A 21,226-nucleotide genomic window follows, 5' to 3' on the forward strand; every position below is an offset into this window, starting at 1 on the left:
GACCTGTCCGCGCATCCCGACCGGAGCACTCCACCGATGACCACACTGTGCACCTACGGCGGCACGTCCCGCGAGGGGGCCGATCTCCCATGACCGACGCAGGTCTGCCGACCAGTGAACACCTCGAGCACCTCGACACCGACACGATCGCCGACCTGATCGAGAACCTGCTGCCCGCCCCGGAGGCGCACAGCGCCCGGGAGCACGTGAAGGCCTGCCCAGACTGCCAGCAGACGTACGACGCGCTGCTGCAACTGACCGAGGACCTGGCCGACGAGGGCCGGATGGACATCCCGATGCCGGCCGACGTGGCCGAGCACCTGAACGCCGTGATCGCGTCGGAGTCCGTACTGCGTGCCTCGACGGTCGGCGTGCACTCGCTGGTCCAGCTGCGCGAGGAGCCCCGCCGGCACCTGCCGAAGCTGCTGCTCGCGGCGGCGGCCGTGGTCGTCATCGCCGGAGCGGGCGTGGTCGGCGTCGTACTGGCCACTGCCGACCACAGCCAGGAAGGCGCTGCCGGGATCGGCAGTCCGACCTCCGTGCCGAGCATCTCCACTGACCAGGTCGGTCCGGACGCCCAGCGCTGGCTGGACGGGTCCAAGGGCCCGGTCCTGCACGGCGAGGCCGAGGAGCTGGCCTGCGCCAAGCAGTTCGCCTCCACCCAGCCCGACTCCGAGCTCCGACTGGTGCAGCCCGTGACGGTCGACGGCAAGCGCTCGACGGTGATCGGGCTGCCGGGTGGATCGGCCCGGGAGGTCAAGATCTTCGTGGTGACCGGATGTAGCGGTTCCGGCGGCATCGCGACGCCCTTCTACGACACCACTGTCACCCTGCGCAACCGTTGATTCCGTTCGGTGAGCCCCCGGCTTGCCGATCGGGCACGGTGGGTACCGTGGGAATGGTCGGCCTCTAGGATCCGTTGAGTACGACGTCCAGTCTCTACGGAAGCTAGGAAGGCCATTCGTGAGCGACACAGCCGTTCGCAACGTGATCATCATCGGCTCGGGCCCCGCGGGATACACCGCAGCGGTGTACGCCGCGCGGGCGCAGCTGGAGCCGTTGGTCTTCGAGGGATCCGTCACCGCCGGTGGTGCGCTGATGACGACGACCGAGGTGGAGAACTACCCGGGCTTCGCCCAGGGCATCATGGGCCCGAACCTGATGTCGGAGATGCGTGACCAGGCCGAGCGCTTCGGCGCCGAGCTGGTCCCCGACGACATCGTGAGCGTGGACCTGACCGGTGACGTCAAGTCCGTCACCGACTCGGCCGGCACCGTGCACCAGGCGAAGACCGTGATCCTGGCGATGGGTTCGGGCTACCGCAAGCTGGGCCTGCCGAACGAGGAGCCCCTGTCCGGACGCGGTGTGTCCTGGTGTGCGACCTGTGACGGCTTCTTCTTCAAGACGCACGAGATCGCCGTCGTCGGTGGTGGTGACACCGCGATCGAGGAGGCGACCTTCCTGACCCGGTTCGCCGACAAGGTGACGATCGTGCACCGTCGCGAGGAGCTGCGCGCCTCGAAGATCATGGCCGAACGCGCCTTCGCGAACGACAAGATCGAGTTCGCCTGGAACTCGGCGGTCTCGGAGATCCAGGGCGACGGCAAGCTGACCGGCGTCCAGTTGACCGACACCGTGACCGGTGAGAAGCGCGACCTGCCGGTCACCGGCCTGTTCATCGCGATCGGTCACGACCCGCGCTCGGAGCTGGTCAAGGGCCAGGTGCACCTTGACGAGGACGGCTACGTGCTGGTCAAGACCGGCAGCACCGAGACCAACCTGCCGGGCGTGTTCGCCGCCGGCGACCTGGTCGACCACACCTACCGCCAGGCCATCACCGCGGCCGGCACCGGCTGTTCCGCGGCCCTGGACGCCGAGCGCTTCCTGGCCACGCTGGAGTACGCCGACAGCCAGTCCGCCGCGGCCGCGGCGGCCACCGAGCCTGTCTCCGTCTGACACACACCACCTCGAGTACCAACCCCTAAGGAGTTCGCCGTGGGCGAGAAGATGAACGCCGTCACCGATGCCGAGTTCGACCAGACCGTGCTGAAGAGCGACAAGCCGGTGCTGGTGGACTTCTGGGCCGAGTGGTGCGGGCCGTGCCGCCAGGTGTCCCCGATCCTGGAGGAGCTGAACCAGGACCACGGTGACAAGCTGACCTTCCTGAAGATGAACGTGGACGAGAACCCGGTCACCCCGAGCAACTACCGCGTCACCGGTATCCCTACCATCAACGTCTACGTGAACGGTGAGCTGGCCAAGTCCATCGTCGGCGCCAAGCCGAAGGCGGCGCTGCTGAAGGAACTGGCCGACTTCACCGGCTGAACTGCCTTAGTTGCCCTTCTCGGAGGGCACGATTCCGCCGCACGGCAAGGAGCATTGATGGAAGCCAGCAACGGCGCCCGGATCTACCGGATCGGTGACAGCGGCGAGGCGGTGGCCGAGATCATCGGCAAGCTGCAGCGTCTGGGCCTGCTGGCACCGGGCGACCACTTCGTCTACGACGAGGCGACCGCGCGCGCCGTTCGCGGCTTCCAGCAGCAACGCGGGCTGATGATCGACGGCATCGTCGGCCCGCAGACCTACCGGGCGATCGACGACGCGCGCTGGCGGCTGGGCGACCGGCTGCTGACGTACGTCGTCTCGCACCCGCTGAGCGGGGACGACGTGCTCGCGCTGCAGGCCAAGCTGCAGGAGCTCGGGTTCGCCGTGGCTCGGGTGGACGGCATCTTCGGTGCCGACACCCAGCGCGCGGTGACCGAGTTCCAGCGCAACATGGGCCTGCCGGGCGACGGCACCTGCGGCCCGTCGACGTTCAAGGCACTGCAGCGGATCCGTCCGATGGCGACCGGCGGCCGTCCGGACGCGCTGCGGTCGGCCGAGGCCGTCCGGGCCGCCGGTCCGCGGCTGTCCGGCAAGACCGTGGTGATCGACCCTGGCCACGGCGGCTTCGACTACGGCTGGGAAGGTTTCGGCCTGCGGGAGTCCGACGTGGCCTACGACCTGGCCGCCCGGATCGAGGGCCGGCTGGGCGCCACCGGCGTACGGGCTTATCTGTCGCGTGGCCGTGACCAGGGGCCGGACGAGCTGGCCCGGGCCGCCTTCGCGAACGAGACCGACGCGAACCTCTGCGTCTCGCTGCACACCGACGGCTCGATGAACCCCGAGGCCCAGGGCGTCGCGACGTACTACTACGGCGCCGACCTGCAGGGGACGTCGTCCAGCATCGGTGAGCAGTTCGCCGGGCTGGTCCAGCGCGAGATCGTCGCCCGGACCGACCTGCTGAACTGCCGCACCCACCAGAAGACCTGGGACCTGCTCCGCCGGACCCGGATGCCCGCCGTACGGCTCGAGATCGGGTACGTGACCAACCCGCACGACGCGTCACGGCTGGCCGACCCGGACTTCCGCGACGTCGTCGCCGAGGCGATCGTGGTAGCGATCCAGCGGGTCTACCTGCCGCCGGAGCAGGACGCCGCGACCGGCATGCTGCGCTTCGGTCAGTTGACTGTCTGAGTTGTTGCTGAGCCGCCCACCATCCGGTGGGCGGCTCTTTTTCTGCCCGGCCGATCAGTTTTCTGATCGCTCGAGGGCGATCGTCGGGAGGACCTGGTCGAGCCGCCGCGGCAGCCACCACGCGCGCCGGCCGAGCAGCCGCAGTACCGACGGTACGACGACGCAGCGGATCAGCAGCGCATCGACCAGTACGGCGGTCGCCAGCCCCAGCCCGAACTGCTGCAGCATCCGGTCCGGACTCAGCAGGAAGGCCCCGAAGACCACGATCATGATCGCGGCCGCCGCGGTGATGACGCTGCCCGTGTTGGCCAGCCCCTCGCGGACCGCCCGGACCGGATCGCCGGTCCGCCGCCACTCCTCGTGGATCCGGGAGATCAGGAAGACCTCGTAGTCCATCGAGAGGCCGAACACGATCGCGAAGATCATCACCGGCACGAACGCCTCGATCGGCCCGGGCTGGGCGCCGAACCAGCCCTCCTGGAAGACCAGCGTGATGACGCCGAGCGCGGCGCCGATGCTGAGCAGGTTGAGCACGGCCGCCTTGAGCGGGATCAGCACCGAGCGGAAGACCACCAGCAGGAGCAGGGCGGAAAGCCCGACCACGACCAGGACGAAGATCGGCAGCCGGCTGCTCACCGCGTCGGCGAAGTCGACCGCTGCCGCCGTGGAACCTCCGACCAGGTACGTCGCCTTCGTCTCCGCGGCGACCGCCGGCAGGGTGTTCTCCCGCAGCGAGCCAACCAACCGGTTGGTCGCTTCGTCCTGCGGAGCCGAGGCCGGGAAGACGAGCATGGTGGAGACCGCACCGTCAGGACTGAGCTGCGGCGGGGTCACCGCCGCGATCCCTGGCTCGGTGGCCAGCCGACGGTTCAGCGTCTCGGCCGCGGCGCGATCGCCTTCGGTGACGACGATCAGCGGACCGTTGGAGCCCGCCCCGAATCCCTGCGCGAGCAGGTCGTACGCCTTCCGGGTGGTCTTCGCCGGGTCGTCGGTCCCGGCGTCCGCGAAGCCGAGCCGCAGGTCGAGCGCGGGCAGGCAGAGGACGACCAGCGCCGTGACGCCGAGCAGCAGCGGCGTCCACGGCCGGCGCTGGACGATCCCGGCGAGCTTGCGCCAGCCGTCGCCCGGCGTACGGCGTGCTTTGGCGGCGTGCTTGAGAACGCTGCGCTCGATCCGCCGGCCGAACAACGTGAGCAGCGCGGGCAGCAGCGTCACCGCCGCGAGCATCGTCATCAGGACGGTGAGGGTGACGCCGAGGGCCATGCCCTGCAGGGCTCCGAGTCCCAGCGCCAGCAGGCCGAGCAGCGCGATCACGACAGTGCACCCCGCGAACAGAACGGATCGGCCGGCGGTGTCGAGGGCGATCTCTGCGGCGCGTTGGCGTTCGACGCCGTTGCGGAGCTCGCTGCGATAGCGGGAGAAGATCAGCAGCGCGTAGTCGATGCCGACGCCGAGACCGACCAGCATCATCACCGGCGCGGTGTAGTCGGGCACCGTGAACAGGTGCGACGCGAGCACCAGCAGGCCGAGCGTGCTGCCGACGGCGAAGACCGCGGTCAGCAGCGGAAGCGTTGCCGCTAGCAACGATCCGAAGAGGAAGACGAGGATCACCAGCGCGGCCAGGATGCCCGCGCCTTCGGCCGCTCCCCCGGCGCTCTCGGCGGCTTCGCGGACGACATCGCCGCCGAGCTCGACCTGGAGCCCTTGCTGCGCGGCGGTCTGCGCCTCGGCGATGATCGCGCGAACGGCTTCCGGATCGATGCCGGTGCCGTCGAGCGTCACCGTCGAGTACGCCGTCCGGCCGTCCTCGGCGAGGGTGCCCTGACCGGCGTACGGGTCGGCGACCTCGGCGACGTGGTCCAGGCCGCGGACCTTGCCGAGCATCGCGTCGACGCGGGCCTTGGTGGCCGGCTCGTTCAGGTCTCCGGCGAGCACGATCTGGAGCTCGTCGGCCGTGCCGCGCGGCTGGTGCCGGTCGAGCACCTCGATCACGCGCTGGGAGTCGGTCCCGGGTAGCGAGTTGTCGTTCTCGTACGCGTTGCCGACCAGCATCGACGCGGCGGTGACCGCGACCAGCGCGAGCACCCACAGGGCGACGGCCGGGCCGGCGTGCCGTTGGGCCCAGCCGGCGATCCGGTGGAGCAGGCCGGGGCCGGCCTGCGGCCGGACGGGAGTCTGGACGGTCATCGTGTCTGCCTCGCTTTGCTACATGTAGCCGTTCTACGTATGTACTGACGACAGTAGCAGCCGTATGGGTAGACTGGCTACATGAAGGCGGATGCGCTGCGTGGACACCTCGACCCGATGATCCTGGCGGTCGTCGAGCACGAGCCCCTGCACGGCTACGCGATCATGGAGGCCCTGCAGGAACGCAGCGGCGGCGCGGTGGACCTGCCGACCGGCACGCTCTACCCAGCGCTGCGCCGGCTCGAGCGCGCGGGCTACCTGGCGAGCGAGTGGAGCACGGTGAGCGGGCGGAAGCGCCGTACGTACCAGCTGACGTCAGCCGGGCAGAAGATGCTGGTGGACGGGCGCGGTGAGTGGGAGACGTTCCGCACGGTCATCGAGGGCGTGCTGCGGCCCCGCACGAGCTAGGCGAGGCGCAGGCAGCGCTGGGCGGAGTAGGAGACCAGCAGCAGTGGCAGCAGCACGAACCCACCCACGATGCTGAGCCCTGCCAGGTTGGAGCCCTCCAGCTCGGTGCTGAACCAGCCCATCAGCACAGCGATCGTGCCGACCGCTGCAGCGCTGACCAGCGCGAACACGGCCGTCGCACGCGCCACTCGGTCCCGCAGCCAGGGATAGCGCAGGCCCAGCCCTGTGCCGACGACGGCCAGGACCGCTCCGACGATCGACAGCGAACCGGTCACCATCACCGACCGGTTGAGCAGCTCGAGGAACGGGGTCGTCCCCTCAGGCTGCTGGGTCCAGGCCCAGGCGCCCTCCTGCCAGACCAGCGGCTGGGCGATCATCACCAGGAACAGCAGGAGCGCCGTACGACGGCTCTGCGCGATCCCGAGCTCGGCCCGGTAGCCCGGAACCACTTCGGCCAGGTCCCCGAAGTCGTCGACCGCGCTCCGCTCGGCGTCGACCCTCTGCAGGCCGCCGGCCTCGTAGGCCTCGGTGGCGTCCTCCAAGCTGTCGCGCGCCTCGGCCATCAGGTCGGCGCGGCGCCGGCGGGGACCGCTGAGCGCGCTGCTGAGGTCGGCCATGTAGACGTCGACAGGACTGGACACGGTTACCAGTATGGGGACGCGGCGCCCGGATCACGTCCGGGTGACCACTGATCCTTCCCTGGTTGCCCGGCGCTTGCGGCGACTCCGGAGTACGAAGAAGCCGACGTACGAGATGATCAGCAGGGCGAACCCGACCTTCTCCGCGATCGGGGTGGCGCCCTCCGGCCAGACCCGGCCGTCGAGGTAGTGCGCGATGTAACCGCCCTCGTACGGCACCTCGCCGCCCTCGCGGCGGAAGTGCTTCTCGACGCCGGTCAGCGGGCAGGCGAAGTCGAGCGTGACGTTGACGATGTTGTAGATCCCGATCGCCAGGTGCACCCAGATCAGCTTCGGCCAGCGCCAGGCCAGGAAGCCGCCGATCGCGAAGAACAGCAGGAAGGCGCCGTGCAGCACCATCATCAGGTCGGCGAGCAGCCGGTAGATCATGGCCGGGACCCTTCTGTGCTGGTGGGCGAGTGTCTCGGTGGTGGACTCAGCCGGGCGCGTGCTTGAGGCGCTGGGGTTCCTTGACCTCGCGCACGGTGACCGGCCGCGGCGGCGGCGCCTCCGGCCTGATCACACCCCAGACCCGCTCGACGGCCGCCTCCATCTCGCTGCGCCACGTCACGGTCGACCGCAGATCCAGCCGCAGCCGCGGATTGCGCGGATGCTCCCGTACGACGCCGAAGCCGACCGCCTGCAGGAAGTCCGTCGGCCAGACGCACCCAGGCCCGTCCCAACGCGAGTCGCCGAACGCCTCGACGGCCCGGAAGCCTCGCTTCAGCACGTCCTTCGCCACCGCCTGGACGAGCAGCTTGCCGAGCCCCATCCCGAGGTAGCGCGGGAGGATCCGCCCGGTCGCCAGTACGACGGCGTCCGGGCTGACCGGCGCCGTCGGGAACGCCTGGATCCGCGGGAGGTTGGCGGCCGGGCCGTAGATCACGTACCCGGCCGGCTGCTCGTCGACGTACAGGAGGAAGCCGGCCGATCCCCAGTCGAGCAACAGCTGGGACAGCCAGGCTTCCTTCTCCAGCTCGGTGTCACCGGTGCGGCTCGCCGTCCGGGCGGCCACCGGGTCGAGCTCCCAGAACACGCAGGCCCGGCACGGCGCCGGGAGCTCGCCGAGGTTGGCGAGCGTCAACGGTTCCAGCCGGCGGACCATCAGCAGGCCCTGGTGCTCTCGGGACTCAACGGAGCCTCGCGACTCATCGGGCCGCCGGTGCCGGGGTCCGCGCGTCCGGAGTCCGCGCCGCTTCCGGCGCGACGTACCGCTGCTGCACCTTGCCGGCCGGCTGCCGTCTGAACAGCTCGCCCGCGAACCCGGCGAGCAGGCCGAGAACCAGCCCACCGAGTGCCAAACCGAACGCCTTGCCCACGTTCATTGCGCTCCTGCCTTCCGCGGTACCACCAGGTCACGCCGCGCCGGCCGTCTCAGCTGCCAGTCCGCGGCATGGTCGAACCTGCCCCTATAAGGCATGGTAGTGAGAGGAAGCGCCGATCGGTATCCACGCGCCCGGATACCACGGCGTAGCCTTGAGACTTCCCCCTCGAGTCCCTGGAGCCGCTCCGTGAGTGCAGACCTGCCCGACGTCCGGCAGACCCGTCTCGACAACTACGTCGACCGGTACGCAGCACGGACCAAGGGCATGACCGCATCGGAGATCCGGGCCCTGTTCTCGGTCGCCAGCCGCCCCGAGGTGGTCTCGCTGGCCGGCGGCATGCCGAACATCGCCGGGCTCCCGCTCGACGTCGTGGGTTCTGCGGTGCGCGACCTGGTCGTCGACCACGGCGCCACCGCGATGCAGTACGGCTCCGGCCAGGGCGACCCGACCCTGCGCGACCAGATCTGCGACGTGATGCGGCTCGAGGGCATCGACGCGCACCCGGACGACGTGGTGGTCACCGTCGGCAGCCAGCAGGCGGTCGACCTGGTGACGCGGGTGTTCTGCGATCCGGGTGACGTGGTGATCTGCGAGGCGCCGTCGTACGTCGGCGCGCTGGGGGTTTTCCGCGCGTACCAGTGTGAGGTCGTGCACGTCGCGATGGACGACAACGGCGTCGTACCGGAGGCGCTGGAGCAGGCGATCGCCGCCGTGCGCGCGGCCGGCAAGCGGATCAAGTTCTTCTACACGATCCCGAACTTCCACAACCCGGCCGGTGTCTCGCTGTCGTCCGAGCGGCGCGGGCGGGTGCTGGAGATCTGCCAGCGCAACGACCTGCTGGTGCTGGAGGACAACCCGTACGGGCTGCTCGGCTTCGACGGTGAGCCGCGGCGGGCGCTGCGCGCGGACGACCGCGAGGGGGTCATCTACCTCGGGTCGTTCTCGAAGACGTTCGCTCCGGGCTTCCGGGTGGGCTGGGCGGTCGCTCCGCACGCCGTACGGGAGAAACTCGTGCTGGCGCAGGAGTCGGCGACCCTGTGCCCACCGGTGTTCAGTCAGCTGGCGATCTCGTCGTACCTGACCCGGCACGACTGGATGGGGCAGGTGAAGCAGTTCCGTGAGATGTACCGCGAGCGTCGCGACGCCATGCTCGCTGCCTTGACGGAGAAGATGCCCGCGGCAACGACCTGGACGAAGCCGGACGGTGGGTTCTACGTCTGGCTGACGCTGCCGGAAGGCCTGGACGCGAAGGCGATGCTGCCGCGCGCGGTCACGGCGCGCGTCGCCTACGTGCCCGGAACGGCCTTCTTCTCCGACGGTTTCGGCTCGCAGTGCATGCGCCTGTCGTACTGTCATCCGACGCCTGAACGGATCACCGAAGGTGTCGCGCGACTGGCCGCGGTGATCAACGAGGAGCTCGAGCTGCGGCAGACCTTCGGGCCGCTGCCGCCTGGTGCGGGCCACGACTACGACGCTCCGGGTCCGGAGCTGAGCTGATGCGGGGCGTCCGTCCCGCGCTAAATCCGTGCAGGGATCTTCGGGCGGCCCGTGGGTCCGCCGGCGGGTAGCGGTACCGTTCCCATGGGCCTCGGGACCGGCGCCGAGCCGGAATCGCCCACGAGTGATCGGGAAAGTTCTATGAGTGATCTGGGTCGAGTGCTGGTACTGGCCGGCGGTCTGTCGCACGAGCGGGATGTGTCCCTGCGCTCCGGGCGCCGTGTCGCGGACGCCCTGCGCAGTGTCGGTGTCGAGGTCGAGCAACGCGACGTCGACGCGAGCCTGGTCGAACGTCTGCGCAACGACCCGCCCGACGCGGTCTTCCCGGTCTTGCACGGCGTGACGGGCGAGGACGGCGCCCTGCGCCAGGTCCTCGACCTGTACGGCGTCCCGTATGTCGGCGCCGACGCGGCCGCTTGCCGGACGGCGTTCGACAAGCCGGTCGCGAGCACGATGGTCCGCTCCGCCGGGCTGCGGTCGCCGGAGTCGGTGGTGCTCGGTCACGACACGTTCCGCGAGCTCGGCGCCGCGGCGTTGATGGAAGCTGTCGTCGGCCAGATCGGGCTGCCACTGGTGGTGAAGCCGGCGCGTGGTGGGTCGGCGCTGGGCGCTTCGATCGTGCGCACGCTGGATGAGCTGCCGTCGGCGATGGTGAACTGCTACGCGTACGGGCCGGTCGCGCTGATCGAGCGGTACGTCGACGGGACCGAGGTCGCCGTCACGGTGGTCGACACCGGCGACGGGCCGCGCGCGCTGCCGGCGGTGGAGATCCAGCCGGACTCGGGCTTCTACGACTACGAGGCGCGGTACACGGCGGGGGCGACGCAGTTCGTCGTACCGGCTCGGCTGGATGCCGCGGTGGCGGCGGCTTGTGCCTCGGCTGCGGTAACTGCGCACAAGGCGCTCGGTCTGCGGGATCTGTCGCGTTCCGACCTGGTCGTCGACGCCGAGGGTGTGCCGTGGTTCCTCGAGGTGAACGTGGCGCCGGGGATGACGGAGACGTCGCTGGTTCCGCTCGCCGCTGAAGCCGCTGGGATCGAGCTGGGTGTGCTGTGCCGCGATCTGCTGGCCGCGGCCGCTGCCCGTTGAGTCCGTGATGACCGTTGCGCCGCCGACCGATCCTGCTCCCGCTCCCGTGACTGCTGGTTCTGAACCGCCAGTGTGGCGGACTGCGCTGACCCCGCATTGGTCCGCCCTGCTTCTGCTGGCGTTGGCGATCGCTGCCGTGATGTCGGTGCTCGGTGTTTGGCAGCTCGACGTCTATCGCTCGAAGACCGCCGCCGCCACTGCTGGTCGCGCCGCGATCCCGGCAGTGCCACTGCAGTCGCTCTTCCCGATCGACTCGGGTCTGCCGGCTTCGGCGGTCGCGCGCCGCGTCACCGTCACCGGCACCTGGGCGGCGCCGGCTGATCAGATCTTCGTCTCGGACCGTTTACACGAGGGGCGGGACGGCTTCTGGGTCGTGACTCCCCTGCTCCTGGACGACACCGGCGCCTCCGGCACGGGCGCCGTGATGGTCGTCCGCGGCTGGGTCGCTTCGGTCGACGATCCCGCAGCGAAGGCACCCACCGGTCCCGCGACGCTGACCGGCGGCATCGCCTCGTCCGAGGCCCAGGACTCCTCCGGCGACATCAACCAGACGCGCATCCTGCAGTCGTTGCGGATCCCGACGATCGTCCACATGGTCGACTACCGCGTGTACGACGCCTTCGTCGTCCAGACCGCCAGCGACCCCAGCACCCCGGTCGCCGGCACCTCTTCCACTGCGCTCGCCCCGGTGGAGCCGCCGGCGCCGCCCACGGACCACGCCGGTCTCCGCAACGTCGCGTACGCCTTCCAGTGGTGGATCTTCGCCGCCTTCACCCTGTGGATGTGGGGCCGCATGGTGCTCGACGCCCACCGCTCAGGTGATCCCGACCACCAGCCCCCGAACCCTGAGGACGCAAGCGGTACCGTTTCTGCGTGACCTCCCCCGCAGACCCCGCCACGCCCGCCGCCACCAAGCCGCCGCTCACCGCGGCCAACCGGGGCGCGCTGACCCGCTACCGAGCCATCGCCTACGTGGTTGGCGTGATGCTTCTGGTCCTGGTCTTCGTCGCCATGCCCCTCAAGTACTTCGGCGACGACCCGGCAGTCATGAACGTCGTAGGCCCGCTGCACGGTTTCCTCTACGTCGTCTACCTGCTCTTCTCCTTCGACCTGGCCCGCCGAGTTCGTTGGCCGCTCACTCGCCTGGTCCTGGTCGCGCTCGCCGGCACGATCCCGTTTCTGTCGTTCTACGCCGAGCGCAAGGTCCACCACGACCTGACCCGCTGATCCCGTTTCACGTGAAACGGGGCCCACAAACCGTCATATAAATTTGTCGACATATCGCGATGAGCTTGGCCGCCCGTTTCAACTAGCGCCGATCTGTCGACAAGGGCGCCGAAAAGTTCTGTGAGCGGCATCCTAAGCCGCCTCGCCTCCACCGCCCGCGGACCTCGGGCGGCCAGAATCGCTCCCACAGCGACCCTCAGAACGCCTTTTTAGGCCCGAGTACGCCGTCCGCGGAGCTGTGACTACTCGGCCTGCTTGTTGGGATCCATCAAGGTGACGATCCGCTCGAGGTCGTCGATCGACGCGAACTCGACGGTGATCTTCCCCTTGGTCTTCCCGAGGTCGACCTTGACGCGGGTCTCGAACCGATCGGACAGCCGGTCGGCCAGATCCACCAGCCGCGGAGCCACCGGCTTGTTCCGCCGGCGAGCAGGAGTCGGGTCCTCGGCCGACATGTCGCCCAGGGCAACGATCTCCTCGACCGTACGCACCGACAGTCCTTCGGCCACGATCCGCTGAGCGAGCCGTTCGATGGCGTCCCCACTCGGCAGCCCCAAGAGTGCCCGAGCATGCCCGGCCGACAGCACGCCGGCCGCAACCCGACGCTGCACCGACGCAGGCAACTTCAGCAGCCGCAGCGTGTTGGAGATCTGCGGCCGAGACCGCCCGATCCGCGTGGCGAGAACCTCCTGCGTGCACCCGAAGTCATCCAGCATCTGCTGGTACGCCGCAGCCTCTTCCAACGGATTCAGCTGGCTCCGGTGCAGGTTCTCCAGCAACGCGTCCCGCAGCATCACGTCGTCGGACGTATCCCGCACAATCGCCGGAATCGTCTCCAGCCCGGCTTCCTGAGTCGCCCGCCACCGCCGCTCACCCATCACCAACTCGTACTTGTCGTCCTCGAGACGCCGTACGACGATCGGCTGCAGCAGCCCGATCTCCTTCACCGAGTGCACGAGCTCAGCCATCGCATCCTCATCGAACACACTCCGCGGCTGCTTCGGGTTGGGCGTGATCTTCCCAACCTCGATCTCAGCAAACTCCGCCCCCGGCACAGCAGCCAACCCACCCCCGGCCACCCCCGCAGAAACCTCCGGCTTGATCGGCGGCGCCCCCGGAATCGAGTTCGACTTACTCCCCAGAGTCGCACCACCAGGAGCCGGGTTGCTCGGAATCAACGCACCCAATCCACGCCCAAGCCTGGTATTCATACCGCTCCTCGCGTCAGCTACCACCGAATCCACCCACCGATCCAGGAGAAGACCCCGCCTCCCCACCACCGGCCACCGCAACCGTAACCGGTGACACCGCAACCACCACCCTCACCCCCACCATGTCGCCCCACCAACCTCTCCCACCAAAACCGCAGACAACCCCTCCCGTTTCACGTGGAACACCCCAAAGCGCCAAAGCCCCTCGCAACCCCCACGCGCCACACCACCTCCCAACCCCAACCCCCGCCACCGCCACCGCCACCGCCACCGCCACCGCCACCGCCACCGCCACCGCCACCGCCACCGCCACCGCCAGAGTCCTATCGCCCGGCGTCGTATGCGAGGCCGCGAGGTAGAGGATCCCTAGTTCCACTGCGATGAACGCAGCACAGCCTCCGACCGCTGGCCCCAGCCCATCTCCCAAACGGCGAGAGCCGCAGCACCTCAGGGAGTCCGCCGATCGCCAACTACGACGTCGGCTTCACGCGCCCACAGGCTCCACCGCAGCCAGTCCCCCTACGCCACCCGTGCCCGAAGCACCGACCGCCTACCAATCCCTGTTTCACGTGAAACGTGGCCCCTCGCCACCCAGGCCGCCGGGTGCTAGCCGCATCGCGCCTGCAACCGCGAGCGGCGAAACCTCAGCGCCCGCTCTCCGACCATCTCCTGTCACCAGGCCAGCCCCACTCAACCGCAAGCCCACATTGGGGGCTCACCCAAACCTCCGCTGGCCGTCACAGCGGCCGCGAACCCACATCCGCGGGTCTTGTCGCGCTCCCGAGATCGCTCTGGAGTCGCCGGTCGAACTAGCTACAACGCGTCCTCACCCCCTGGCCTCCTGGCCGGGAGGCGCATCGTCCGGCAGTTCGCTTCACGCCCGTCCCGAGAAACCCGCACCCTCGGCGTTGCTCGTCTCTCGCCCATCCAAAGAGGTCAACCTGCGCGTACGGTCATGCCGCCCCAACGTGACCGTGATTTCGTATGTGAGGGGCAACTCAACCATCCAGCCAAAGTCCACCGGCGCTCAAACCGTCGGCGCTTGGGACCACCTCCGCTGACCTAGCGGCTCGACTTCCGGCCGCACCGCCGCAAGCTCCTCGAGCACCTGCAACCCCGACGTTCCCGTGGCACGACGCCCCAAGACTCTAGGTCCCCCACACCATCAAGCCGGTCCTCGTGCGGCCCCTCTTACCCCCAGCGGTGCCACGCACCACGCCGCCACTGACGTGGCGTTAACCTGTGCCCGACGCCTCCCGCCTCGTGTCCCGCACCTCGCACTTCGTGTCTCGCGCCACCCCGCACCCCCACCCCACACACCCCGCCATAGGTGATCGATCGGAGGGTCCGGAGTCCGGTCCTCGATCGCGAATCATGGATACGTCATGCCGGCGGCCAAGGAGCAGTACCTCCGAGTGTCGTCTGCCCCATCCAACCGAGCGTGACCCGGCAATCCTTCCCCCGGCCTCGTCCTCCGTTCGCGCGTCCTCCGATCCGCGCCTCCCTCCGTCGGCGATCTCACCATCGCCCAGTCCTTCCCTCCGTCCGCATGAGCTGAAGCTGGTCGCACCGAGGCCATGCTCCCAAGAACCCGGGAGCAGCTCGTCCCTCGGCAACGCCCTCGGGCAAGGTGGTCGTCCTAGCGCGTTTCACGTGAAACCTCGGCCCGTTTCGTACTCGCCAGGTCGACAGGGGCCGCTAACCCGGCCCATCCCCGCGACGCCATCCAGCTCCGTCGGGCGTACCTGCAACCTGCAGACCTCGATCTCTCACGGCATTTGATTCCGCTTCGGCTGGTTGGGCAACGTGCACGTATCGCGAGAACCGCGAGTGCGCTGACATCAGATGTGTGGATCCGAGTGCCAAACGGCGTGCCTCTCGCCGCGTCTGACATGAGCCGTCGGATGACTAGAGGTCGACATGCGGTAGGCCTCGGCGCCAGTAACCAGCCGGACCTAGACGGCTCACGAACATCGCGCAACGGTCCAAGTCAGCGGATGCCGTCCTGCGCGGCGCGGCTTGCACGCAATGCGTTGCCAGGCGGCCTTTGGTCATGCCCTGCGGTCACCCGCATGCATCTCGCAGCTCGTCGCCCCCGCGGAGCACAGGCCCTCGCCCTGGCGCCTCGTCGCCGAACCCGGCCTGACCGCGGTCGGCGCGGTCGGCGCGGTCGGCGCGGTCGGCGGAACATGCAGGAGATGCCTGGCGCGGCAAGGCGGCGGGTGCGCCTCTGGCTCAGCGGCCCACTTCGTGTGGCTCGCTGGTGCGTGCCGGGAGTGTCTTCTGGAGCCGTCGCCCCGAAGGCCGTTACTGGCGGCAGAGCTCGATCCTCTGCGGGCCCCCGACTTCTGCGTATGCAGCTTGTCGATCTCGCCAGGCCTCCGGCTGTGGACACTCCATGCTTGTGTGGTGGCTGGCAGCACGGTCGTCGACCTCCGCGAACCGGTGGGCCTTGATGTTCAATAAGGTCCGACCTCGGCGGTGCGTTCCCACGCCGATGAAATCGGTTGATGGGGTCGGTTGGACACCCTGATCGGCGGCCTTCGGATGTGGCTCGCCACGCGGGCCTTCCGCTGCGGGTAGGTCGCTCTGACTCCATCCTCCTGTTGCGGCCTCGGCACCTGCTCAGACCGGCGGCCGGCGGCGATGAACGCGTTGGCATGGGAGAGCACTGGGCGCCGGTCAGCGGAGCTCAGGTCGAGCTAGCGGACTTCTGCCGGAGCCGCACCAGTGCGGCCCGTCGAGTGGTGGCTGTCGTCGAGCTCATCGAGTCGCGCTCGGATGCCCGAAACGCCCGTGGTCGGTGAGCTGGAGTGACGAGACCGGGCGGCCACGACGCACCGTGTCTACAGCTTGCCTGCTCTGGCAGTAGTTGCTTGGGCGAGTGTGGGGCGCCGATGCAGGTGGCATCGAGTCGGCCGTCGGCATCGACTACGCGTTGCCGACATACGGGATTGCCCACATCCAGGGGCTCACTGTCGACGTCGGGCTCGTCGGCCTCTCGGGCTCGTCCGGAAGCCAGAGATGCAGGACCATGGGTCTGGGGCCAGGATCTTGTTGGTGGTGGCCGGAGAGTTCGGCGTTGTGAGGTTTCGCGTGGAACGGTCGAGACGGAGTCGGGACGCGCCCGATGACGTTCGGCACGGTGCGGTCACCTTGGAACCGAAGAAGGCCCGGACCTAGGGGTCCGGGCCTTCTGAAAGAGCTGGGGTCAGGCGTTGTTGCGCATGGCGATTTCTCTGGATGCCTCTAGGTACGAGAGAGCCCCAGCGGAGGCTGGGTCGTAGGCCAGGACTGTTTGGCCGTGGCTGGGGGCCTCGGAGATTCGGACGGAGCGGGGGACTGCGGTGCGGAGGACGGCGTCCTGGAAGTGGCCTCGGACCTCGGCTGCTACCTCGCCGGCGAGTTTGGTGCGGGCGTCGTACATGGTGAGCAGGATCGTGGAGACGTCGAGGGTCGGGTTCAGGTGGGACTTGACCATCTCGATGTGGCGGAGGAGCTGAGAGAGGCCCTCCAGGGCGTAGTACTCGCTCTGGATGGGGACGAGGACCTCGCGGGCCGCGGTGAGGGCGTTGACCGTGAGGAGGCCCAGGGACGGCGGGCAGTCGATGAAGACGTAGTCGTACTTCTCGCCGGCGGCCTCGGTCTCGGCCAGGTGGGCGTCGAGGGCCTTCTTCAGGCGGCTCTCGCGGGCGACGATGCTGACCAGTTCGATCTCCGCGCCGGCCAGGTCGATGGTCGCCGGGATGACGACGATGCCCGGGTGCTCCTCGCAGGGCTGGAGCAGCTTGTTCAGCGGCTCGTTCTCGATGATCGCCTCGTAGACACCGGGGGTGCCCTCCGAGTGCTCGATGCCCAGGGCGGTCGACGCGTTGCCCTGCGGGTCGAGGTCGATCACCAGGATGCGCGCGCCGTACAGGGCCAGGCCGGCCGCGACGTTGACGGTGGTGGTGGTCTTGCCGACGCCGCCCTTCTGGTTGGCGACGACGAATACCCGGGTCTCGGCGGGCAGCGGGAACTCGCGGCCCATCGTGCGTCCTTCGTTCACGAGCAGGGTCCGTTCGGTGGCGGCGGCGATCGGAGTTTCGAGGAGTCGTCGCTGAAGCTCGTCCGAGGTGGCCCGCGCGGCGATCTGTGCGGCAGTCATGGCGCCCATTCCAAGAGGTACGGGACGTGGCCCGAAGAGGATGTCGGTCGGGGTCGGAGCCGGTCTCTCCCCAGCTTTGTCCACAGGGGCCTGTGGATGAATTCCAGCGTGGGAGGCGGGTTCCAGGGGGTAGTCATCCACAGGTCGTGGAGACTCGGGGAACTCTTCGTCAGGCGTCGGCACCGGCTCGGTTTCACGTGAAACGGGCTCGGTGGTCGAGGTCGTGGGGGCAGCAGCTCCCAGGTCGAGCGAAGCAGCCGCCTGCAGCATCGAGGTTCGGTCGCCCGCATCGACGGCCGAGGCCGGAGCGGGATCCGTCGGGACGTCGACCGGCGAACTTGCCGAGCCGATGACAGCGGAGGGCGAGGACTCGACCTCGGCCGGAGCTGCGTCAACTGCCGGGGGCACCGAAGGAGCAAGGGGGGTCGACACAAGGAGAGCCGCGTCAGATCTGACCGACGTAGGAGCAGTCTGCGCAGCTGCAGACGTCGCCGGGCCAGGCACCGGAGCAGGCGTCACGGGGCTCGGAGCGGGAGTAGAGGACGCAGCGTCGGGCTCAGGAGTCGAGACCGCCGCGGCAGGCGCAGGTAAGACTGATGCTGCCGGCGCCGGGTCGGTGGTGGTGATGCGAAGGACGGGCGTGCCGGGGTCTGTCGGCCAGCCGATTCCCTGCGTCGTACGGGAATCCCCCGTACTCCTGTCCGGCCATCCGACGGCGCGACTCACCAACCCGTTCACCTCCCGCGTCTCTTGTGCTGGGATCCCCGCGCAGCACGTCCGGCCACAATACTCACGACAGTCGTCGGCTGGGCCAGTTCCTCCACGCCGAGTTGATGAACGTGCCAAACTTCCGCGCCCAGGGCCTCCAACTCCCCCTCGGCGCCGGCCAGTTCATCCTCCGCGGACTCGCCCTTCATGGCCAGCATCAGGCCACCTTCGTCGAGCAGCGGCAAGCACCACCCGGCGAGTTTGCCAAGCGGCGCGACGGCGCGCGAGGCAACCACGTCGTACGTCGTACCGCGCAGGTCCTCGGCTCGGGCGCGGACCACTGACGCGTTCTCGAGGCCGAGCTGCTCCACCGCCTCCTCCAGGAAGGTGGTGCGCCGGAGCAGCGGCTCGACGAGCGCGACCTGGAGGTCAGGGCGTACCAGCGCGAGCACGATCCCGGGCAGGCCGGCCCCGGTGCCGATGTCGGCGACCGTGGACTCCTCCGGGATCAGCCGTTCGAGCACGGCGCAGTTGAGGAGATGCCGGTCCCACAGGCGCGGCACCTCCCGCGGGCCGATCAGGCCACGCAGGGTCCCTTCGGTCGCCAGCAGGTCGGCGCACGCCGCAAGCCGGCCCGCCGCCCGGGGGAAGAGCTCCTCCACGAGCGGCGGCGTTTCACGTGAAACGTCATCCGTCACGAGCAGTACACGACGATCAGGCCGGCTGGACGACGACCCGGCGACGCGGCTCCTCGCCTTCGGACTCGCTGGTCAGGCCCGCCGCGGCGACGACGTCGTGCACGACCTTGCGCTCGAACGGCGTCATCGGGTCGAGCCGGACCGGCTTGCCGGTCGCCTGGACGTCCTCGACGGCCTTCTTGCCGACCTTCTCCAGCTCGGCCTTGCGGTTGGCGCGGTAGTTCGATACATCGAGCATCAGCCGCGACCGCTCACCGGTCTCCCGGTAGACCGCCAGCCGGGTGAGCTCCTGCAGCGCCTCGAGCACCTTGCCGTTCTCACCGACCAGGTTGCTCAGGTCGGCACCGACGATCGACACGGCGGCACGGTCGCCGTCGATGTCCATGTCGATGTCGCCGTCCAGGTCGGCGATGTCGAGCAGCTCCTCCAGGTAGTCGGCCGCGATGTCGCTCTCGGCCTCCAGTGCCTTCAGACGCTCGTCCGCACCACTCGCGGTGGACTTCTCCGCCGACTCGTTCTGCATGCCGTCGCTCACGGCCACTCCTTCACGGTTCGAGATCCGCCCCACGGGGACCCGGTTCGTACAAAAGCAGGGATGTACAGCGGCCAGTGGCTCAGCTGTCGGTCTTGCGGGGCGTACCGCCGCCGGACTTCTTCTGCCCGGCCTTCTGCTGGGCGGTCCGCTGCGCACGGGACTTGGCGGCCGGCTGGCGCTTGCCGCCGGCCGGAGCCTTCTTCGCGGCCGGCGCCTTCTTGGCCGGGGCCGGAGAGGACGGCTGCTGACCGTTGCTCGACGCCTTCGGCTCGTCCTGTACGCCGCTTGCGCCCGCCGCACCGGCCGACGGACCGGTCTTACGGTCGCTGCGGGACTGCCGCTTCGGCTGCTGCCGCTGGGCCGGACGACGGTCGGTCAGCGTGTCACCATCGGCCTCGTCACCGGCGAGGCCGGTGTCCTCCGGCTTGCCCGAGCGCCGGTTGTGCTCGCGCTTGCGGGCTTCCATCGCGTCGTAGGCGGGAGTGCCAGGGGCCGGGTTACGGCGGATCACGTAGAACTGCTGGCCCATCGTCCACACGTTCGAGACGAACCAGTAGATGAGCACACCGATCGGGAAGTTGAAGCCACCGATCAGGAAGAAGATCGGGAAGACGTACAGCATGATCTTCTGCATCTGCGCCGCCTGGCCCTCGAGGGCCTCCTTCGGCATGTTCTTGCGCATCAGCTGCAGCTGGGTGATGAACATGGTGCTGGTCATCAGGATGATCAGCACGATCGCGACGGCCTTGACGTTGGTCGCGCCCTCGCCGTTGGCCTTCAGGAAGGTCTGGGAGATCTCGGCGCCGAAGATCTTCGCGTGCTGCAGCGAGGAGACGTACGGGTCCATGATGCTGGCGTGCGTCTTGCCCTTCGACGCGTAGTCCAGGACCCGGAACAGCGCCAGGAAGATCGGCGACTGGAGCAGCAGCGGAAGGCACGAGGAGAACGGGTTGGTGCCCGTGTCCTTGTACAGCTTCATCATTTCCTGACCGAGCTTCTCCCGGTCGTGGCCGTACTTCTTCTGCAGCTCCTTCATCTTCGGCTGCAGCAGCTGCATGTTCCGGCTGGAGCGGATCTGCCGGACGAACAGCGGGATCAGCAGGGTCCGGATGACGATCGTCAGGCCGGCGATCGACAGCGCCCAGGCCCAGCCGCCGTCCGGGTCCAGCACCTGCGAGAGCAGCCAGTGCCACCCCACCAGCAGTGCCGAGACAGCCCAGTAGAGCGGAGTCATGACCGTGTTGAACAGATCGACGATCCCGTCCCACAAGGCGAGCTCGGGGATGGCCAGGGGAATGATCACTCAGGCACCTCGCTGCACAGGCCCGGCGTCGGTCGACGATCCGGGCTGGTTGGCGGAGAGGGGCTCTCCGCGCTGGTCGACATCTGTGGGTGGAACGGGGTCGTAGCCGCCGGGGTTCCACGGGTGGCAGCGGGCGAGTCTCCTCGCCGCCAGCCAGCTACCGCGCACCGCGCCGTGCCGCTCGACCGCTTCCAGGGCGTACGCCGAACAACTGGGGTAGAACCGGCAGACCTGCCCGTACATCGGGCTGACGACCTTCCGGTAGAGCTTGAGGAACCCGATCAGCCCGTACTTCACGGGCGAGAACGTCATCGGGAATCCACCAGAACGCGTTTGAGCGCACCGTCCACGTCCGCGACCAGTTCGGCGTACGACGCCGTGGCCGCCGCGGGCAGCGCGCGGACGACAGTCAGACTGCCGGTAGTGAGCTCGGGGAGCCGCGACGCCAGGACGGCACGCAGCCGGCGGTGGACACGGTTACGTACAACCGCGTTGCCCACCGCCTTGCTCACCACGAATCCGACACGAGCAGCGTCGTCCGGAGACCCGGCGACCACGCCGGATCCGGACAGACTGTGCTGATCCAAGAAGTGCACCACCACCGCACGCCGACCAGCCCGCCGTCCCGATCGGACGGCGCGGCGGAAGTCGTCGGACCGGCGGAGCCGGTGCGACGGGGGCAGCACGAGGTGGTCACC

General features: G+C 68.9%; 20 protein-coding genes and 1 pseudogene. 9 read left to right on the forward strand and 12 right to left on the reverse strand.

The window, feature by feature from the left end; translation table 11 throughout:
- Positions 1–89 precede the first annotated feature (89 nt).
- The 4 genes from HDA39_RS29595 to HDA39_RS29610 all read left to right on the forward strand — a co-directional run bounded on the left by HDA39_RS29595 (position 90) and on the right by HDA39_RS29610 (position 3,516).
- Positions 90–845, forward strand: coding sequence for an anti-sigma factor family protein (locus HDA39_RS29595; RefSeq protein ID WP_184800722.1), 756 nt, complete (start codon positions 90–92; stop codon positions 843–845).
- Positions 846–963: 118 nt separating this feature from the next.
- Positions 964–1,956 carry a thioredoxin-disulfide reductase gene (gene trxB / locus HDA39_RS29600; RefSeq protein ID WP_184800724.1) on the forward strand — a complete coding sequence of 331 codons (993 nt, stop codon included), beginning with the start codon at positions 964–966 and terminating at the stop codon, positions 1,954–1,956.
- Between the two features lie 51 nt (positions 1,957–2,007).
- Positions 2,008–2,325: a thioredoxin gene (gene trxA / locus HDA39_RS29605; protein WP_202894233.1), complete on the forward strand. Its 318-nt coding sequence runs from the start codon at positions 2,008–2,010 to the stop codon at positions 2,323–2,325.
- Between the two features lie 57 nt (positions 2,326–2,382).
- Positions 2,383–3,516: an N-acetylmuramoyl-L-alanine amidase gene (locus HDA39_RS29610; protein ID WP_184800728.1), complete on the forward strand. Its 1,134-nt coding sequence runs from the start codon at positions 2,383–2,385 to the stop codon at positions 3,514–3,516.
- A gap of 54 nt (positions 3,517–3,570) precedes the next feature.
- On the opposite strand, the gene HDA39_RS29615 is transcribed toward HDA39_RS29610, so the two are convergent.
- The gene (locus HDA39_RS29615; RefSeq protein ID WP_184800730.1) at positions 3,571–5,703 is read right to left on the reverse strand and encodes an MMPL family transporter; all 2,133 of its coding nucleotides are present in this window, start codon (positions 5,701–5,703) and stop codon (positions 3,571–3,573) included.
- A gap of 81 nt (positions 5,704–5,784) precedes the next feature.
- On the opposite strand from HDA39_RS29615, the gene HDA39_RS29620 reads away from it, so the two are divergent.
- Complete coding sequence (locus tag HDA39_RS29620; RefSeq protein WP_184800732.1) at positions 5,785–6,111, forward strand: PadR family transcriptional regulator; 327 nt, start codon at positions 5,785–5,787, stop codon at positions 6,109–6,111.
- Here the strand turns inward: HDA39_RS29620 and HDA39_RS29625 are convergent.
- From HDA39_RS29625 to HDA39_RS29640, 4 genes are read right to left on the reverse strand one after another with little or no spacing between them, the layout of a single operon-like run.
- Positions 6,108–6,752, reverse strand: a complete 645-nt coding sequence (locus tag HDA39_RS29625) for a permease prefix domain 1-containing protein (protein WP_337925945.1) — start codon at positions 6,750–6,752, stop codon at positions 6,108–6,110. The two genes, HDA39_RS29620 and HDA39_RS29625, sit on opposite strands and share 4 nt — an antisense overlap.
- Positions 6,753–6,782: 30 nt before the next feature.
- Positions 6,783–7,178: a DUF2784 domain-containing protein gene (locus HDA39_RS29630; RefSeq protein ID WP_184800733.1), complete on the reverse strand. Its 396-nt coding sequence runs from the start codon at positions 7,176–7,178 to the stop codon at positions 6,783–6,785.
- Between the two features lie 46 nt (positions 7,179–7,224).
- On the reverse strand, positions 7,225–7,893 hold the full coding sequence (locus HDA39_RS29635; protein ID WP_184800736.1) for a GNAT family N-acetyltransferase: 669 nt from the start codon (positions 7,891–7,893) through the stop codon (positions 7,225–7,227).
- A gap of 43 nt (positions 7,894–7,936) precedes the next feature.
- Positions 7,937–8,113: a hypothetical protein gene (locus HDA39_RS29640; RefSeq protein ID WP_184800738.1), complete on the reverse strand. Its 177-nt coding sequence runs from the start codon at positions 8,111–8,113 to the stop codon at positions 7,937–7,939.
- 186 nt (positions 8,114–8,299) lie between these two features.
- On the opposite strand from HDA39_RS29640, the gene HDA39_RS29645 reads away from it, so the two are divergent.
- The 4 genes from HDA39_RS29645 (at position 8,300) to HDA39_RS29660 (ending at position 11,926) form a co-directional block, all read left to right on the forward strand.
- Positions 8,300–9,610, forward strand: a complete 1,311-nt coding sequence (locus HDA39_RS29645; protein ID WP_184800740.1) for an aminotransferase class I/II-fold pyridoxal phosphate-dependent enzyme — start codon at positions 8,300–8,302, stop codon at positions 9,608–9,610.
- 141 nt (positions 9,611–9,751) lie between these two features.
- Positions 9,752–10,699, forward strand: a complete 948-nt coding sequence (locus tag HDA39_RS29650) for a D-alanine--D-alanine ligase family protein (protein ID WP_184800742.1) — start codon at positions 9,752–9,754, stop codon at positions 10,697–10,699.
- Positions 10,700–10,820: 121 nt separating this feature from the next.
- On the forward strand, positions 10,821–11,576 hold the full coding sequence (locus HDA39_RS29655) for an SURF1 family protein (protein WP_238356182.1): 756 nt from the start codon (positions 10,821–10,823) through the stop codon (positions 11,574–11,576).
- Positions 11,573–11,926 (forward strand): DUF3817 domain-containing protein, encoded by a 354-nt coding sequence (locus HDA39_RS29660; protein ID WP_184800746.1) that lies wholly within the window; start codon positions 11,573–11,575, stop codon positions 11,924–11,926. Before HDA39_RS29655 ends, HDA39_RS29660 begins: the two co-directional genes overlap by 4 nt.
- A 242-nt stretch (positions 11,927–12,168) precedes the next feature.
- Here HDA39_RS29660 and HDA39_RS29665 read toward each other — a convergent pair whose 3' ends face one another.
- The 7 genes and pseudogenes from HDA39_RS29665 to rnpA all read right to left on the reverse strand — a co-directional run bounded on the left by HDA39_RS29665 (position 12,169) and on the right by rnpA (position 21,214).
- Positions 12,169–13,137 carry a ParB/RepB/Spo0J family partition protein gene (locus tag HDA39_RS29665; RefSeq protein WP_184800748.1) on the reverse strand — a complete coding sequence of 323 codons (969 nt, stop codon included), beginning with the start codon at positions 13,135–13,137 and terminating at the stop codon, positions 12,169–12,171.
- 3,211 nt (positions 13,138–16,348) lie between these two features.
- Positions 16,349–17,284: a ParA family protein gene (locus tag HDA39_RS29670; RefSeq protein WP_184800750.1), complete on the reverse strand. Its 936-nt coding sequence runs from the start codon at positions 17,282–17,284 to the stop codon at positions 16,349–16,351.
- Positions 17,285–18,018: 734 nt separating this feature from the next.
- Positions 18,019–18,690 (reverse strand): 16S rRNA (guanine(527)-N(7))-methyltransferase RsmG, encoded by a 672-nt coding sequence (gene rsmG / locus HDA39_RS29675; RefSeq protein ID WP_337925946.1) that lies wholly within the window; start codon positions 18,688–18,690, stop codon positions 18,019–18,021.
- 16 nt (positions 18,691–18,706) lie between these two features.
- Positions 18,707–19,225, reverse strand: a complete 519-nt coding sequence (locus tag HDA39_RS29680; RefSeq protein ID WP_460658528.1) for a Jag family protein — start codon at positions 19,223–19,225, stop codon at positions 18,707–18,709.
- A gap of 313 nt (positions 19,226–19,538) precedes the next feature.
- Positions 19,539–20,528: pseudogene (yidC, locus tag HDA39_RS29685) on the reverse strand (membrane protein insertase YidC); the annotation flags it as partial.
- Positions 20,529–20,840 (reverse strand): membrane protein insertion efficiency factor YidD, encoded by a 312-nt coding sequence (yidD, locus tag HDA39_RS29690; RefSeq protein ID WP_184800754.1) that lies wholly within the window; start codon positions 20,838–20,840, stop codon positions 20,529–20,531.
- Entirely contained in the window at positions 20,837–21,214 is a 378-nt protein-coding gene (gene rnpA, locus HDA39_RS29695; RefSeq protein WP_184800756.1) for a ribonuclease P protein component, read from the reverse strand. The genes yidD and rnpA overlap by 4 nt, the downstream gene beginning before the upstream one ends.
- Positions 21,215–21,226: the final 12 nt, after the last annotated feature.

This window comes from Kribbella italica (assembly GCF_014205135.1).
GTDB lineage: Bacteria > Actinomycetota > Actinomycetes > Propionibacteriales > Kribbellaceae > Kribbella > Kribbella italica.